This window comes from Paractinoplanes brasiliensis (genome assembly GCF_004362215.1).
Taxonomy (GTDB): Bacteria; Actinomycetota; Actinomycetes; order Mycobacteriales; family Micromonosporaceae; genus Actinoplanes; species Actinoplanes brasiliensis.
On sequence record NZ_SNWR01000001.1, the window covers coordinates 3,002,966 to 3,017,716 of the forward strand.

At 68.2% G+C, this 14,751-nt stretch carries 13 protein-coding genes; 7 read left to right on the plus strand and 6 right to left on the minus strand.

Going from position 1 to position 14,751, the window contains the following annotated elements; all coding sequences use genetic code 11:
- Positions 1-164: 164 nt before the first annotated feature.
- Complete coding sequence (locus C8E87_RS46325) at positions 165-2,837, minus strand: DEAD/DEAH box helicase (protein WP_133873397.1); 2,673 nt, start codon at positions 2,835-2,837, stop codon at positions 165-167.
- A gap of 95 nt (positions 2,838-2,932) precedes the next feature.
- Between C8E87_RS46325 and C8E87_RS13365 the strand changes: the two genes are divergently transcribed.
- A complete protein-coding gene (locus tag C8E87_RS13365) occupies positions 2,933-3,664 on the plus strand; it encodes a hypothetical protein (RefSeq protein ID WP_133873398.1) in 732 nt (243 codons plus the stop codon).
- Here the strand turns inward: C8E87_RS13365 and C8E87_RS13370 are convergent.
- A complete protein-coding gene (locus C8E87_RS13370) occupies positions 3,636-4,307 on the minus strand; it encodes a phosphotransferase (RefSeq protein ID WP_341771733.1) in 672 nt (223 codons plus the stop codon). The two genes, C8E87_RS13365 and C8E87_RS13370, sit on opposite strands and share 29 nt — an antisense overlap.
- 245 nt (positions 4,308-4,552) lie before the next feature.
- Complete coding sequence (locus C8E87_RS13375) at positions 4,553-5,137, minus strand: HD domain-containing protein (protein ID WP_133873400.1); 585 nt, start codon at positions 5,135-5,137, stop codon at positions 4,553-4,555.
- 94 nt (positions 5,138-5,231) lie between these two features.
- Between C8E87_RS13375 and C8E87_RS13380 the strand changes: the two genes are divergently transcribed.
- Positions 5,232-5,630 carry a hypothetical protein gene (locus tag C8E87_RS13380; RefSeq protein ID WP_307870884.1) on the plus strand — a complete coding sequence of 133 codons (399 nt, stop codon included), beginning with the start codon at positions 5,232-5,234 and terminating at the stop codon, positions 5,628-5,630.
- Here the strand turns inward: C8E87_RS13380 and C8E87_RS13385 are convergent, their stop codons facing one another.
- Entirely contained in the window at positions 5,631-6,233 is a 603-nt protein-coding gene (locus tag C8E87_RS13385; RefSeq protein WP_133873401.1) for a hypothetical protein, read from the minus strand.
- Between the two features lie 255 nt (positions 6,234-6,488).
- Between C8E87_RS13385 and C8E87_RS13390 the strand changes: the two genes are divergently transcribed.
- Positions 6,489-7,898, plus strand: a complete 1,410-nt coding sequence (locus tag C8E87_RS13390; protein WP_133873402.1) for an NsdA family TPR-like regulatory protein — start codon at positions 6,489-6,491, stop codon at positions 7,896-7,898.
- The gene (locus C8E87_RS13395; protein ID WP_239080729.1) at positions 7,895-8,452 is read left to right on the plus strand and encodes a GNAT family N-acetyltransferase; all 558 of its coding nucleotides are present in this window, start codon (positions 7,895-7,897) and stop codon (positions 8,450-8,452) included. The genes C8E87_RS13390 and C8E87_RS13395 overlap by 4 nt, the downstream gene beginning before the upstream one ends.
- Here C8E87_RS13395 and C8E87_RS13400 read toward each other — a convergent pair.
- Positions 8,418-9,500 (minus strand): NAD-dependent epimerase/dehydratase family protein, encoded by a 1,083-nt coding sequence (locus C8E87_RS13400; protein ID WP_239080730.1) that lies wholly within the window; start codon positions 9,498-9,500, stop codon positions 8,418-8,420. The two genes, C8E87_RS13395 and C8E87_RS13400, sit on opposite strands and share 35 nt — an antisense overlap.
- 812 nt (positions 9,501-10,312) lie before the next feature.
- Complete coding sequence (locus C8E87_RS13405) at positions 10,313-11,482, minus strand: ISAs1 family transposase (protein WP_166661159.1); 1,170 nt, start codon at positions 11,480-11,482, stop codon at positions 10,313-10,315.
- Between the two features lie 193 nt (positions 11,483-11,675).
- Here C8E87_RS13405 and C8E87_RS13410 point away from each other — a divergent pair, with 193 nt between their 5' ends.
- Genes C8E87_RS13410 through C8E87_RS13420 form a run of 3 tightly spaced genes read left to right on the plus strand, consistent with a single transcriptional unit; the run spans position 11,676 to position 14,729 of the window.
- Entirely contained in the window at positions 11,676-13,025 is a 1,350-nt protein-coding gene (locus tag C8E87_RS13410; protein WP_133873404.1) for an APC family permease, read from the plus strand.
- On the plus strand, positions 13,018-14,019 hold the full coding sequence (locus C8E87_RS13415; protein WP_133873405.1) for an acetamidase/formamidase family protein: 1,002 nt from the start codon (positions 13,018-13,020) through the stop codon (positions 14,017-14,019). Before C8E87_RS13410 ends, C8E87_RS13415 begins: the two co-directional genes overlap by 8 nt.
- 5 nt (positions 14,020-14,024) lie before the next feature.
- The gene (locus C8E87_RS13420; RefSeq protein ID WP_133873406.1) at positions 14,025-14,729 is read left to right on the plus strand and encodes a GPP34 family phosphoprotein; all 705 of its coding nucleotides are present in this window, start codon (positions 14,025-14,027) and stop codon (positions 14,727-14,729) included.
- Positions 14,730-14,751 lie beyond the last annotated feature (22 nt).

The window sequence follows — 14,751 nt, forward strand, 5'->3', positions numbered from 1 at the left end:
TTCCACCAGAGCTGCACGCTCGAAGTCTAAAGTTGGGGAGCCGCCTCCAAAGGGCCGCTCCCCACTTTCTTTCCGCAGCTCACCTGCGTTCTGCTCACCTCAAATTCCCCACCGCGGCGGGCGTGTCACGCGACTAGGTCAACGGCCTCACTGCAGGGCCTGGCCTAATCGGCTGTGTCGCCGGGCAGGGGTGGGGAACACGTGGCAACGCCGCCGGCCAGTTCGAGGGCGGCTCGGCGGGGGTCGCCGTGCCAGCGGCTCGCGAAGACGTCGCGCAACTGCCAGCCCGCCAAGGTCAGGGCTCGGCGCCGGGCCAGGTGGGCGTCGGGGCCGTCAGGATGGGGGCCGCAGAGGACGCCGATGGGGCTCTCGGCCGGGCCCAGGCAGAGATCTATCGTCCAGCGGCCGACCCCGTACGCGGGGCGGGTGGGCACGTCCAGTCGGGCCAGCTCGGTGGCCAGGTCAGCCGCCCACCCGGCCGGCGCGGGCGGGCTCGGATCGCGGGCGGTGGGGCCGGCTTGCGCGTACGCGAAGAACTCGCCGATCAGGCCGCCCGGCTTGGTCAAGGCCGTCGCCACGACGAGTTTGCGCCGGGCCCGGGTGACCATCACGTTGAACAGGTTCGGGTCGGCGGCGAACCGGCGGCGGGCCGGTGGATCGCCGGGCGCCAGGCCCAGCGACACGATCACGACCTCGGCCTCGCTGCCTTGGAAGGCGTGCACCGTCCCCACGCGCAGGCCGAGCTCCTCGATCCGTTCGACCGGGTAGGCCTCGACCAGCGCCGCCTCCAGGGCGTCGGCCTGCGCGCGGAACGGTGAGATCACCCCGATCCCCCGGGTGCCGGACGCCGCCTCCTTCTCGACCGCCGCGAGCACAGCCTCGACCTCGTCCGGCGTGTGCAGCACGTCGATCGCGCCGGTGTTCTCGCCCGCCGGCGTACGGGTCAGGATGTCCAGCTTGTCGCCGTAGAAGCGCCGGGCCGAGAAGCCGATCAGGTGCGGCACGCTGCGGTGATGCTCGGCCAGCCAGGTCGCCGGGGCAGCGCCCGCCGCGACGTCGTAGGCGCTCATCCGGCGTACGTCCAAACGCTCGTCCGCCTCGTGCCGCGCCAGCACCTCGACCACGTCGACGTCGCTCACGAACGAGACGAACCGCAGCTGGCGTGGATCACCCACCACCAGCGCGCGGCGGGCCCGGGCCAGCACCGGAGCCGCCCGTACCTGATCCACATGGGACGCCTCGTCGAGCACCACCAGGTCGAACATCCCGGGCGCGGCGGGCAGCAAATCCTCGACGTCGGCCACCGTGCCGATCCACAGCGGGAGCGCGCGTGTCAGCGGCCCGGCCTCGATCGTGGCCAGCAGCTCGCGGCGGCGGTTACGCCCGGCTCGCAGCGCGGCGGCCAGTTCGGCGGCGCAACGACGGGCGGACCGGTCCCAGCGGCGCTCGCTGCGGGCACTGCGGCGCATCGCGTCCCCGATCGCCTGGGCCAGCGCGTTCTCGGCCTCGTGCAGGGCGGCCCACTGCGGTTCGAGATCGGTGCCACCGGTCGCGGCGAGGTGAGCGGCGGCGCGCTGGGCGGTCGCCGCGGCCAGGGCATCCCGTACGCGCTCGGGCGAACCCATCCGTCGCAGTGTCCACCAGCGGGCCAGGCCACCACGGTCGAGCCGGGCAGCGGCCCGTTCCAGGTCGACGCCGTCGCGGAAGGCGCCGGGCACGTCCGCGGTCAGTCCCGGAAGCAGCGGTTGCCATTCCGGCAGCTCGGCCGCCCGCAATTCGATCTCGAGCGCCGCCTTCAAGGTCGACCGCATTTCCCGTACGCGGGCAAGAGCGCGACGGACCCGATCAGCGTCCGCCCGCAACTCGCTCTCGGTCGCCCCGTCGCCGAAGCCCGCGGTCAGCTCGGCGACCAGGCTCTCCCGCCGGGCCGCATCGCCGAAGAGCACCGGAACCGGGCCCGGATACCGTTCGAGCAGCCCGGCCAGCACCTCGGCGGCGTGCGGCGACTGGGTGGCCACCAGCACCGACCCGCCGCGGTGCACAACCTCGAGCGCGGCCGCGACCACGGTGTGGCTCTTGCCGTTGCCCGGCGCCCCCGAGACGACGGTGATCGGGGCCGTGCGCACCCGGCGAACCACTTCGGCCTGAGCCTCGCTCAAGGGCAGGGGCGAAACCACCTCCGTACGGTCCTTTTCGGACTCGCCGCACGTGTCGTAGATCGAGGCCAGGGCCGTGCCCGCCAGCTCGCGCCCCGCCCAGCTGCGCAAACTGTCGGCGAGACCGGCTCCGAAGACGTCCCGTACCACGAACAGCGCGGGCTCGGAAACGAGCACCACCCGATCGTCGGGGGCACGGCGCCCGGTCGCGTGCGCGTCCACCGGCAGCCCCGTCGCCTCGGCGGCCGACCACAGCCAGGCCTTGCTGCCGGTCGCCTCCAGCCACCCCGGCCCGGCCAGCCCCGGCGCCGCCTCCAGCGCGGCCGCGAGCGTCCGGTCCGCGATCAGCGGCGTGATCTCGATGTCGCCGGCCGGGACGACCCGATAACCCAGCAGCCCACGCTCAAGCCGTACGGGCTGGCTGAGCAACGGCACCCGGATCTTGCGAAGCTTGCCGTCGATCTCCGTCCGCCCGACCAGGAAACCCCAGCCTCGCCGCAGCGGCCGCTCCTCGCGGTGCAGAGCCCCGATCGCGGCGAGCCGGTTGGCCTGTTTCGTGCGGCCCACCTTTTCCGCGTCGTCCAGCCACACCAGCGGACCGCCACGGCTGACGTCCAGCTCGCGGTCGTTGTTCGCCGGAGCCAGCTCGGCCAGCACCTCAAGCACACGGGACGGCAACATCGAGCCCGAGGCTACCGTGACCAGGCACGCCGGCCCCGCTCACGCCGGGCCCAGGTGGCGGCCGTGTCCACGCCGAACAGGCCGGTCAGGGGCACATGTTCCCGCTGTCCGTCGACGGGATCGAGATCGTCGCGTCGCTGGTGCTGCTGGCTGACAAGCGGGCGGGGCGTTCGTCGGGCTGGTTGCCATGGGCGGCTCTGGTGGCCGGCACCGGGACCAGCTTCGCGGCGAACATGGCTGTGGGCGGCGCGGACTGGATCGGCCGGGCGGTATCGGGCTGGCCCGCGTTCGCGCTCTTGGTAGCGGTCAAATTGCTGTTCGGTCTCCTGGACCACCCCGCTGCCGCCTCTGACCGTGACAGCGGGGCGGGACAGCTTTCCGCGCCAGGGACCGTCCCGTCGTCCTCTGGTCCGGCGGGCGTCGATGTGGGTGACGGCCGACGGGCGGACGGGCCGGGGACCGTCCCGAAATTCGCGGACGACGGGCGGGACGGACTGCAGGAACCGGAATCAGCCGTGGTCACGTCGTCGCCTCAGCCGGTGTCAGCCGCTCTCGATGTCGCGGAGCTGATGCCGGTTGCCCGTGAGGCGCGAGAACGGCTGGCGATGTCCGGCACAGCCTTGACCCGTGAGGCATTGGCTCGACAGATGCGGGCCGACGGGTATGCCGCGTCCAACGCCCGGGTGTCCGCACTTTTGAAGGGCCTGATCGCGGAGTCGGCTGGCGAGGTCTCTGCCGTCGGCCGTGGTGGGACTGCCCGACTGGTTCTGGTGTGTTGTTTGCTTGCGACGTTGATATTCAACGAAGTAGGTCGATGGCAGTGCTGATTTGGCGGCGGAGGATTTGCTTGGTTGTGGAGGGGTCGAATCCGTCCGAGCCGGTTGCGGTGAGTTGGAGTAGCCAGGCGGCGCTGTGCAGGCGGTGCCAGCCGAGTGCCCAGACTTCGGGTGCGAGTCCTCCGCGTTGCCGCAGGATTTGGGTTGTACCACCAGCTGTGACGTAGGCGTGGAGTTGGGCTGCGAGGCGTTTGGGGTCCGGCGGCTGCCGGGTTCCTTGCCAGGTCGCTAGGTCGAGGATTCCGGGGCCGATGAAGGTCATGCCGAAGTCGATGAGGTGTTGGCCGCGCATGCCTCGGTGCAGGGAGGTCGGATGAAATTCGCCGTGAACGAGGCCGAACGGTGGTCGTTGAGTCCCTTCGGCTCGCCGCGTGCTGCTGCGGGCGAGGCCGGCCAGTGAGAGAAGAATGTCCTTTCCGGCCCGGAGTTGGCCTGAGCGACTGAGCCTTCCGATAGCGTCGAGCATGGTTTCCGGTAGCGCGGCGAGCGTGTCGGTGTCCCAGACATCGAGGCTCGGGCAGGTGGGATCGGCGCGGTGCAGGCGAGCGGTGGCTGCGGCGGCATGCAGGTCGGTCGGGGTTTCGGTGGAGTCGCCAAGGTCTTCGAGCAGCATCACGAGGCGGTCATCCGTCACGCGGTGCGCCAAGAGTCTGGGGACGGGCAGACCGGCTCGGGCGGCGGCTTGTAGGACGGTGGCTTCGCCGGTGAAGGGCGGCCGAGCGTGTTTGCAGATGGCCGTAGTTCTGTCCGGGAATCGGACGCGTTCGACAGCGGACAGCGGCCATATCCGGATCGGCTCACGGACGAGTGGTTCTGGAAGGCCGGCCTCTCCGCACAATGTGGTGATCGTGGCGTGAAGGCCGTCAGGGCTCACGGGTTTCATCCGCTGGTGCGCAGGCTCGATGTGGCGGTGTCCAGGGTGTTCAGAATGTCGGCGAGTGCGGTGCTCATGGTGGGGGGAACCGCGCCGAGGGTGGCTTGCTGGCATGCCCGGAAGTGGTCGAGCAGGTCGATTAACGGCTTGCGGACGGCGAAGAAATTGAGGACGTCGCCTGCGAGGTGGGCGCGGCGTAGCAGAGAATTGAGCGCGACGATCTTGTCTGCGGTGGACAGGAGCACCAGGGGTGCGTCGCGGGTGTCGAGCAGGATGGGTTCCATGCGATCGAGGGCGTCGTGTTCGGTCTGCATGCCGCGGATGAGCCGGCGCACTTCGTCGCCGAATCGTGCGGTGAGGAATCGGTCGAGATCACGCGGCGCGGGGGCGAACTCGGGGGCGTCGTGCAGCAGGGCAGCGGCGATCACTCGTGGTCCTGCAGCGGGGTGGTGTTCGCCGATGGTGACGGCGACGCGGGCGGCGTGAGCCAGCGCGGGGCGGTCGTCGATGATCTTGCCGGAGCACCAGTGCCGAGCCGTTGTCAGAGCGCGTTCCACGAGTGGGTGACGCGGCGGGGTGAGGCTGGTCATCGGCGGGATCCTTCTGGTTGGCCACTACGATGGCGGGGTGGCGGGTCCTTTGGAGCGTTGGTGCGACGACACGTGCGGGATCTGCCCTGGGCAGATGCTGGGGCCTGGGGAGTTCGACGTGGTCGCGCGTCCGCGCACGGAGTTGGCGTACCGGCCGGATCTGGGATGGCGGGCCACGCCGGATGGTGTGCCGGTGTGTGTGCACCCGTTCAGGGTGGGGATGGCGCCGGGGGCGTACGCGTCGGCCGGCACGCCGCTGCCGCCGCTCGAGACTGACGATGCGGAGCTGGCGCCGCCTCCGGAGGCGCTGGTGTTGCCGGAGTTGCTGGACGATCTGAGTGGCTGGATGGTGGCGCATCTGCGTGTCGCTGATCGGGACGAGATGTTCTCGGTTGTTGCTCGGCTTGAACGGCAGGCCGGTGAGCGGTTCGCACCCGGCGAGGTCGTTGCCGTCCTGCGCCGGGTGCTGTCCGTGGAGCTGGCGCGTTCCTGATCAGGCGGCGGGTGCGGCGAACATCGTGTCGAAGTCGATGTCGTGGCTGCGCCCGCCCGCGGTGATGCCGACGCTGCCGTACAGCTCGTTGAGGTGGGCGATGCGCTTGTCGACCTCGGCAGTGTCGAGCCAATAGCGCAGCGGCTGTTCGCCCCAGCCGGCGGCGGCGTAGTAGGCGTCGGTGTCGCAGCCGCGGAAATAGGCGAAGTCTTCCAGGGCGGTGTCGTGCGGGAACAGCACGCCCAAGTCGCGCTCGATGTGGCTCATCACCGTGTGCTGGGCCAGCACGGCGTGGACCATGTCGTCGACCGGCAGCGGCAGCAGCAACTCGGACGCCTGCTCGTCGCCGCCGGTCAGGTCGTACACTGCGGCCTTGAGCGCGAGCGACCGCATGGCCTCGACCAGCAGCGGCTGTCCGTCGCGGTCCAGGTCGAACCGCGAGATCGCCGGCATCCCGGTGTAGGTCGCCCAGCACGGGCTGTACTTCATGCTGGAGGTCGTGAACCGCTCCCACAGCGGGTGGGCCTGCATCTGGTCCAGGATCTCCGCAGCACGCTTGCCGACGGCGGCGGGGTCGAGCGTCGAGCTCTTGGTGGTGGTCATTGAGGTCTCCTCACGTGTGACGGTCCGGCCCTGGCATCAGCCTCGTCCCAAGCTCCGGGGACGAGGGCCATGTCCGCGCCGTATTCGAGTGGACCAATGTCGTGGGTGTGACGGGTAGTGGCGCCGACCGCGAGGTGCGGGAAGTCTTGGGATGTCCCGTGAATTGCGTGAAATCAACGATGTGCCGCTTTCGGAACGTCCGCACCCGGGGTTGTTTCGCTACTGTCGGTGTGGCTGCCAACGCGCGGAGGGGCCATGACCGAAGCACCGTCAACGCTGGCCGACCTTCTACGGTTGGCGACGTGGAGCCCGCGCGACCTGGTGGCCGCGGTCAATACTCGGCTGTCGCGACAGGGACGTGATCGTCTTCGGATCGATGCCACGGCCGGCTACTTCTGGCTGCGTGGCGGCCAGCCCCGACCGCATATGCGGTGGCTCGTGGCGGCCGTGCTGTCCGAGCGCCTCGGTTTCAAGGTCGACACCGGTCAGCTATGGCCGGGAACGCAAGGCAGTGAGATAGCCGCAGCCAGCGGGTTCGAGTCCGTGTCGCACGTGGATGACTTGGTGCGCGAACTCGGCCACCTGTCCACCGTTGCGGCCACCCCGCTGAGCCCAGTTGGAGACGCCTCCGGCCTCGACCTCGTCGCGGCCGTCCTGGACCAGTTCGGCGGCATCTCCGTGCCCGCGCGACTGCGACCAGATCACGAGAAGGTTCACCCCGAGCAGGTTGACCTCGTCGCGGCGCACGTCGCCGATCTACGGCGTCTCGACGACCGGCACGGCGGTGGCGCGTTAAGCGTGCGATATGTGACCGCGCAGCTGCGGAGCACCATGGACATGGTCGAATACGCCAGCTACGACGCCGTCACCGGCCGGCGCCTGCTGGCCATCATCGCTGACCTGGCGCAACTCTTGGGCTGGTTGCATTTCGACTCCAGTCATTACGGCGCGGCCGAACGATATCTGCTGCTCAGCGTCGGCGTGTGCCGCGCGTTGCACGACACCGAACGCGCCGCGAATGTGATCGGCATGCTCAGCTACGTGTCCGCTTTCGCCGGCCACGGCCGCCAAGCCCAGCATCTCGCCGAGGCCGCCCACGCCGAGTCCCGGTCGGCCGACCCGATCATGCGAGCGAGGCTCCTGGGCCGTGAAGCGACCGCCGCCGCCGCTGACGGCGACATCACCGGATTCCGCCGCTGCGCCGAAGAAGCCACCGCCTTGCTCAGCGACGGCGACAAGAGGCAACCCCGGCCGGCGTTCCTCTATTACCTCAGTCCGCTTCAGCTGGCGGCGGAAACCGGCCAAGCCCTGGTAACGCTCGCCAACCAGTCGACCGCGCATCGCACCCGGCTGCTCGACGAGGGAATCGAGGTGCTCAGCGCGGCGGTCACCGAGATGACGGCGTCCGACGACGCCAACGGTCCGGCCTACGCCCGATCGGGGCTGCTGCACAGCACCTTCCTCGCGCGAGCGCTCGTGCAGCGCGGCCGAACCAGCGACGCGATCGGCGTAATCAGGGCAGACCTGCCTCTGCTGCCCACGGTCCAATCGCCACGCGGCCGCAGCTACCTGAAATCTCTGCGCCCGACGCTCGGCCGTCACGCACGATCGGCCGAGGTCAAAGCCTTCCTACCAGAGTTTGATGCCGCACTATTGAATGCATGACCATCGGCAACCCCGATCTTCCTCACCGCGGTGATATGCACCGTGATGTCATCTTCGCTGCACGCCGGGTCGATCACCCGGACGCGGCAACGATGCTCAACGTCTTCTACCGGGAGCAGGTCGGACGATACGGGTGGGCCGAGTCGGTCGATCTCGATCCTGGCAACTATGAAGCACCAGACGGGCTGTTCATCGTCATCTACCGCGACGGTGTGCCAGTTGGCTGCGGTGGTTGCCGCAGGTTCGAACCAGGCAGTGCCACCTTCGAGATCAAAAAGACGTACCTAGTACCCCAAGCACGTGGACATGGACTCGGGCAACGACTCCTCGACGTACTGGAGGACACCGCCGAACGCGGCGGCGCGCGCAGGATCATCCTGGAGACCGGCGTCCGCAATGATGCAGCTCTGCGCCTGTTCACCCGCAACGGCTACACGCCCACAGCACGGTACGTCGCCGGCCGTGACCCGGCGATCAACCGGGCTTTCGAGAAGATGATGACCCGCTCGCCGCGAACGGTCACGACTGAGGATGCTCAGTCAGCCATCGCCTGATCAACTCCTGCTCACGGTCAGGTGCGATCCCGTGTTCACCGAAGCGCTCATGATCTACAGGTCTCCCACCGCTGTGCAGCCACGCCCACGTGTCGGCAACGGTTTCAGCAATCGGGCGGCAGCGCAGCCCTGCCGCCCGAGCGCGCTCGGCGCTCATGCTCCATGGCGCAGCCGCGTTGCGCCACAACGGCAATTCCGTCCATTGCGTCACGCCCTGCTCCACCAGCCAGTCCTCGTCGGCCCAGACGAACCTAACCCGCTTGTCCGCGGGCCCAACCACGTCAGCGCACGCCGTCAGCATGTCGCCGAAAGTTGCTTCGTCGTTGTTCGGCGCGACGTTATAGACCCCGGCGTCACCGTCTCGCACTCGTTCCAGGAGAAAATCGGATAGATCCCGGACGTCAACCGGTTGTATTCCGCGGTCGGGAGCCGGTACCAGAATGCGTCCTCCCCGACGAACACGATCCAGCCACCATTGCAGACGTCCCACGTACTCGTAAGGCCCGAGAACAACATGGGGCCGAAGAACAAGCAGCCTGTCCGACCCGAAAGCGTTCCCGCAGGCAATCTCGCACCCCACCTTCAGCGGGCCGTAAGTGTCCGGATCCCACCGCCGCGTCCCAGGATCGAGACCGGGATCGCCATCCCACAACGCTGAACCCTCATCGACCGCAGCATGCGGCCAGTCCCGGTAAGCGGAAATCGTCGAAACAAACGTGTAGTGCCCCACCGCCGGCGCCAATATCTTGGCCGACCGCGCAACCACCGCAGGGACGCTTCCAGACACATCGATCGCAGCGTCCCATGGCCCCTCTTTGGCGAGTGCGACCAGATCTGACGGACTCTCACGATCGCCCACCACCCGACGGACGCCGGTCGGCAAATCGACGGGCGAGCGCCCCCTGTTGAAGACGGTGACGTCGAGGCCCTGACCGACAGCTCTCTCGACCAGCACCCGGCCGACGAACCACGATCCCCCGAGAACTAAAACCCGCACGACCTCAGGCGCCCCTTCCCGAGTTGGTGAACCGCCGACAACTTCACGCAATTAACGCCTACATCGCCAATATTCTCATCATCCACTCCAAGGCTGCCTTCCGACAACAGCGGACGTTGGTAATGCTGGTCCAGCAAGCACGGCCTTGGTCCGCACATCAGAGGATCCCAGTCAGTGCGCAGTTAAGATATTCGCAGTGTGGAATTGGCAAGAACTCAATACTACAGTCCCGCCGGCGGAAACGCCTCGCCACTGTCGATCTCCTTGGCGACCCGGACTGCAATATCGAAATAATGAATTGAGGAGGGTGGTGATGAAAGGTGCTGATAGCGGGATTCGGAATCGCGGGGATTCTGTTAGGATTTTTCGCGGGATTCACTTTCGCCAAACGAACGCAAAGATGGTGTCCAGGATGCGGCATCACCATGACGGCGGAGCATTGCCCTCGCCCCATCTCCACGAGCCGACACTCCGCTTCTGCTGACGCGTTCACAGCACCCTCAGCATCGATCGGCACAGGGTGACCTGACGGCACTCTCATCACCGATTGCGGCTGACTTGTTCGCCCCGCTCGCCTCAATGCCAACGAAGTCGGCGCCGCTTGCGTGCGGTCGATTCGTGCGCTCGTGGGACATGGACCACCCGGCCCTTCCTGGCCTGACACGCCCGTGGCCGGGTTTCACGGGCTGGGCGCGTAGCGAACTGTCCCCCAGTCATCGAACGCGCCCAGCCCGCCTTTCCTCGGCTTCCGTTTTGTTGACCCGTCGATAGGAAGAGTTTCTGATGACTGCGGTCGGTCTCGACGACGTCGAACGGTTGCGACGGCTCGGATACACGCCCAGAGCCAAAGCAAAGTCGGATGGTTATCGGATGGCTGCGTTGAGTAGCGTCGGGATGAGCATCTTGTTGGCGTGATGCCGTTCCATGAGCTGTTTGATTCGGGTGTGCCCGGCGAGGCGGATCAGGGCGAGGGCGAGGTTGCGCAGGGCGGCCATGGCGTGGGCGACGGTGCCGAGGTAGGCGTGGTGGTGGTCTTCGCCGAGCAGGACGTCGCGGATCCAGTGGATCTTGTTTTCGATTCCCCAGTGGCTGCGGACGTGAGCGGCGATCTCGGTTGCGGTGCAGGTCAGGCTGGTGATGCCGTGCAGGAGGTGTTTGCTGACGCGTTGGCCGTCGGGGGCGTAGGTGTCGCGGCGGATCCGGAAGACCTGGACCGCGCCGGGGAAGTCCACGCCGTCGGCGGGTGCGGTCCAGATGGTGCGGGTGACCCGGTGGCCGTTTCGGTGCTCGGTGTGCGTTGCGGCAGCCAGAGCGGGGACGGCTGCGGGCAGCCGGTCAGTGATCGCGGTGAGCAGGCCGGGCCGGTTGCCTTTGACGGTGAAGGCGTAACCGGCATCGCGCTTGAGTAGGTAGGTGGCGGTGTCGTGGCTGGGATGGGCGGCGTCGGCGGTGATCGTCATGCCGGTGATGTCGACCGGGTCGAGCAGGGCGGCGATCTGGGTGACTTCGGTGGTGTCGGCCGGGACCTGGACCTGGGCGATGACCACGGCGGTGTCGTGGCGCATCGCGGAGAACAGTTGCACGTCCACGCCGGTGCCGGGGCGGGTGTTGCGGACGGTCTTGCCGTCCAGGGCCAGCCCGACACCGGTGCGAACCTCGAGCAGGGTGGTCAGCCAGGCGCAGATCAGCCGGTCCAAGACCGCGGCGTCGACGGCCTCGGCCAGCCGGCGCAGGGTGTCACGGCCGGGCGGGATCCGGATGCCCAGGACGGGGTGCGTGCGGGCGCCCGCTGCGCCGAGCAGGGGTTGCGGGAGTTCCGCGACCCGGTCGGCGGCTTGCCGGCAATCACGTGCCCCGCACAGCAGTGCCATGGTCAGCACCGTCAGTACCGCGGTGAGAGGATGCCGCACGCCCTTGGGCTTACGCGGATCTTTGACCGGCGCGAACACCGCGGCCAGCGCGGTTACCCGGCCGAGGTCGGCCTGGCTGGCCTTGTTCATGACGACATCGGCGACCGCATGCGAGACTGGCACGAGCGGCCTTTCTGGTAGACGACGGTTGGCGTAGAGAACCGCCATCGTCTACTGAGGAAGGCCGCGTCCGTTCACCGGGTCGTCATCACCAGGAACAACGAAGATCAACTAACTTTGCTTTGGCTCTGGATACACGCCCGAGCTTCAACGGTCGCTGAGCTTCGGTGACCTGCTCGTTTACGGGCTGATCTACATGGTGGCGATCGCCCCGTTCGGGATCTTCGGCAGCGTCTTCCAAGCGTCGGAGGGCATGGTTGCTCTCGCCTACGCGGTGGGGATGGTCGCAATGATGGTGACCGCCTCGGCGTACGGCGTGATGACGCGTGCCTATCCGAGCGCCGGTTCGGTGTACGCATATGCGGGCCGGGCGATCTCGCCGTCGGCGGGTTTCTTGTCCGGGTGGACGGTGCTGCTCGACTACATCCTCGTGCCTGGCTTGTTGTCGCTGGTCGCGGCGGCGAGCATGACGGCGGTCTGGCCCGGCGTGCCGCTGTGGGTGTGGGTCGTGGTGTTCGTGGTAGTCAATGCCGGGTTGAACCTGCGCGGCATCAAGACCACCCGCCTGGTCAACAAGATCTTCCTGGTTGGGCAGCTGGCCGTGCTGGGCGTCTACCTGGCCGCCGGCCTTCTCGCCCTCGCCGCGGGGGCAGGTCGCGGGTTCTCGTGGGAGCCGCTTTACTCCAGCAGCCACTTTCAAATCGGGGTGGTGGCTGCGGCGGTGTCGGTGGGCATGCTGTCGTTTCTGGGCTTCGACGCCCTGTCCACCCTGGCGGAGGACGCGCGTGGCGGGGCGCGGCAGGTGTCGCGGGCGCAGATCGCCGCGCTCGGGTTGACCGGGGTGTTGTTCATCGCGCAGACGTTCGTGGCGGGTCTGCTGGTCGAGGACCCCACGAAGCTGATCACGGATGGGGATCCGGCCGGGACCGCCTTCTATGACACGGCTCGGGTAGCGGCGGGGCCGTGGCTGGCCACCCTGACCGCTCTCGCCACCGCCCTGTCGTGGGGTCTGGCGAACAACATGGTGGCTCAGGTTGCCACGAGTCGTCTGTTGTATGCGATGGCCCGTGACCGGCAGCTGCCTGCGTTCCTCGCGAAGATCAGCCCGTCACGGTCGGTGCCGACCAACGGGATTCTGCTCACGGCCGCGATCTCCCTCGTGCTGGGCCTGTTCATGGCGTCGCGGGCTGACGGGATCAGTTTGATGGCTAGCTTGGTGAACTTCGGGGCGATCCTGTCGTTCATCGTGGTGAACCTGTCGGTTCTGGCCCGCAACCTGCGCCGCAGCGAGGAGAAGGTGGCGGGCTGGTGGCGCTCCTGGGTGCTACCGGTGGCCGGGATCGCGATCCTGAGCGTGGTGATCGTGAACGCCAACGTCCTCGCCCAACGGCTCGGGTTCGTGTGGCTGGGCCTGGGCGTGCTGATCCTGCTGGGTATGACTCTCGCGGGGCGGCGGCCTCGCCTGGCCGGCCTCACCGACACCGACGAGGTTGGTGTCGCGAACGGACAGACAGCCGTCGAGTACGGGGCGGTGCACCGTGCCTGAGCCGATCTTCATCGACGCGACCCCTGGCACGGTCGGCTACACCTTCGGTGGCCGGGACCCGATCGCGACCATCCGGCCCGGAGAGCTGGTCCACCTGCGCACCTTCGACTGCTTCGGCGGGAAGGTCACCTCGGTCAGTGATCTGCCGTCGAAGGTGTGCCAGTTCCCGTACTTGAATCCGGTCACCGGCCCGTTGTGGGTGGAGGGCGCCCGACCGGGTGACACCCTCGCCGTGCACGTGGTCGACCTGGCCCCGGCGGCCGAGGTGGGCTGGTCGGCGACCTTCCCGCACTTCGGCGCGCTGACGGGTACGCCGACCACGGCGATGCTGCACCCCGCCCTCGAAGAACGGGTCTGGCAGTACGCGATCGACGTCGACGCCGGGACAGTCGGCTACACGGCCCGTGGCGGCGACTACACCGCCGACCTGAGCCTCGAACCGATGCTCGGCACCATCGGGGTGGCCCCGGCCGCCGGTGAGGTCCGCCTGTCCATCGTCCCCGGCCCGCACGGCGGGAACCTCGACACCCCGTTGATCGCGGCCGGCACGACGGTGTATCTGCCGGTCGGGGCTGAGGGGGCGCTGCTGGCGGTCGGGGACGGGCACGCCCGGCAGGGCGACGGCGAGTTGTGCGGGGTGGCGGTTGAGGTACCGATGGACGTTGTCCTGTGCGTCGAGGTCATTCCGGATGTGGTGACCCGGCTGCCGAGGCTGGAGACCGACACCCGCCTCATCTCCATCGGCATCGCCCGGCCGTTGGATGACGCCTACCGCAGCGCCCACGCGGACCTCATCGCCCACCTGTGTGAGTTGACCGGTCTGGACCTGCTCGACGCCTACCAGCTGGTGTCGCAGGACGGCATGGCACGGATCGGGAACATGGTCGACGCCCAGTACACGATCACCGCCGACCTGGACAAGCGCCTCCTGAAAGGTGTGCAGGCGTATCGGGGTGCGCACGAGCGGTTGAGCTTGGTCGGGGGGTTGTGGTGAGCCGGATGGAGATCGGGACGGTGCGAGAGCGGCTGTGGCTGCTGGCCCACGACGACCGCGCCGACCTGCAACCCCTGCTCAACCCGGGGGCTTTGGCGATCGGGTTGATGGCCGCGACCCTGGTCGACCTGCTGCTCGATGACCGGATCGTCTGCCGGGGCGGCTTCCTGAAACCGCACCTCCAGAGCGGGCGGCGGGCCGCTTCCCGTGAGCTGGATCCGATCACCGCCGGTGTACTGCACGAGCTCACCGGGGAGACCTCGCGGTTGTCCGACGTGCTGCGGGCGGCGCGTGCCGAGCTGCCCGCCGACCAGCACCACCCGTACGTGCGCTTGTATCAGCGCACTCTCGCGGCGTTGCTCGCGGCTGGGGTGGTCACCGAGCAGCGCCGCACGTTGCGTGCGACCCGCTTCTACCTCGCCGACGCGGGCGGGCTGAGCTGGAACCGGGGTCAGCTCAACACAAGGCTCGTCTACCACGACCGGCCATCCGATCCGGTGACCGACTGCCTCGCCGCGCTGGTGTGGTGCTTGAACCTGCACACCATGCTGGCCACCCCCTACACGCCGGGCGAGGCCGCGACGATCCTGCGGCAGATCACCGAGGCGATACCCCGCAACGCGGGACCTAGCTCGCCGCTGACCGTTGTGCCGCACCTCGCCGCCTGTGTGCGTACCGCCGTCGGCGACCTCGCCACCGCCGCCTTCTAAGGCGTCGCAGAGAAACAAGCCG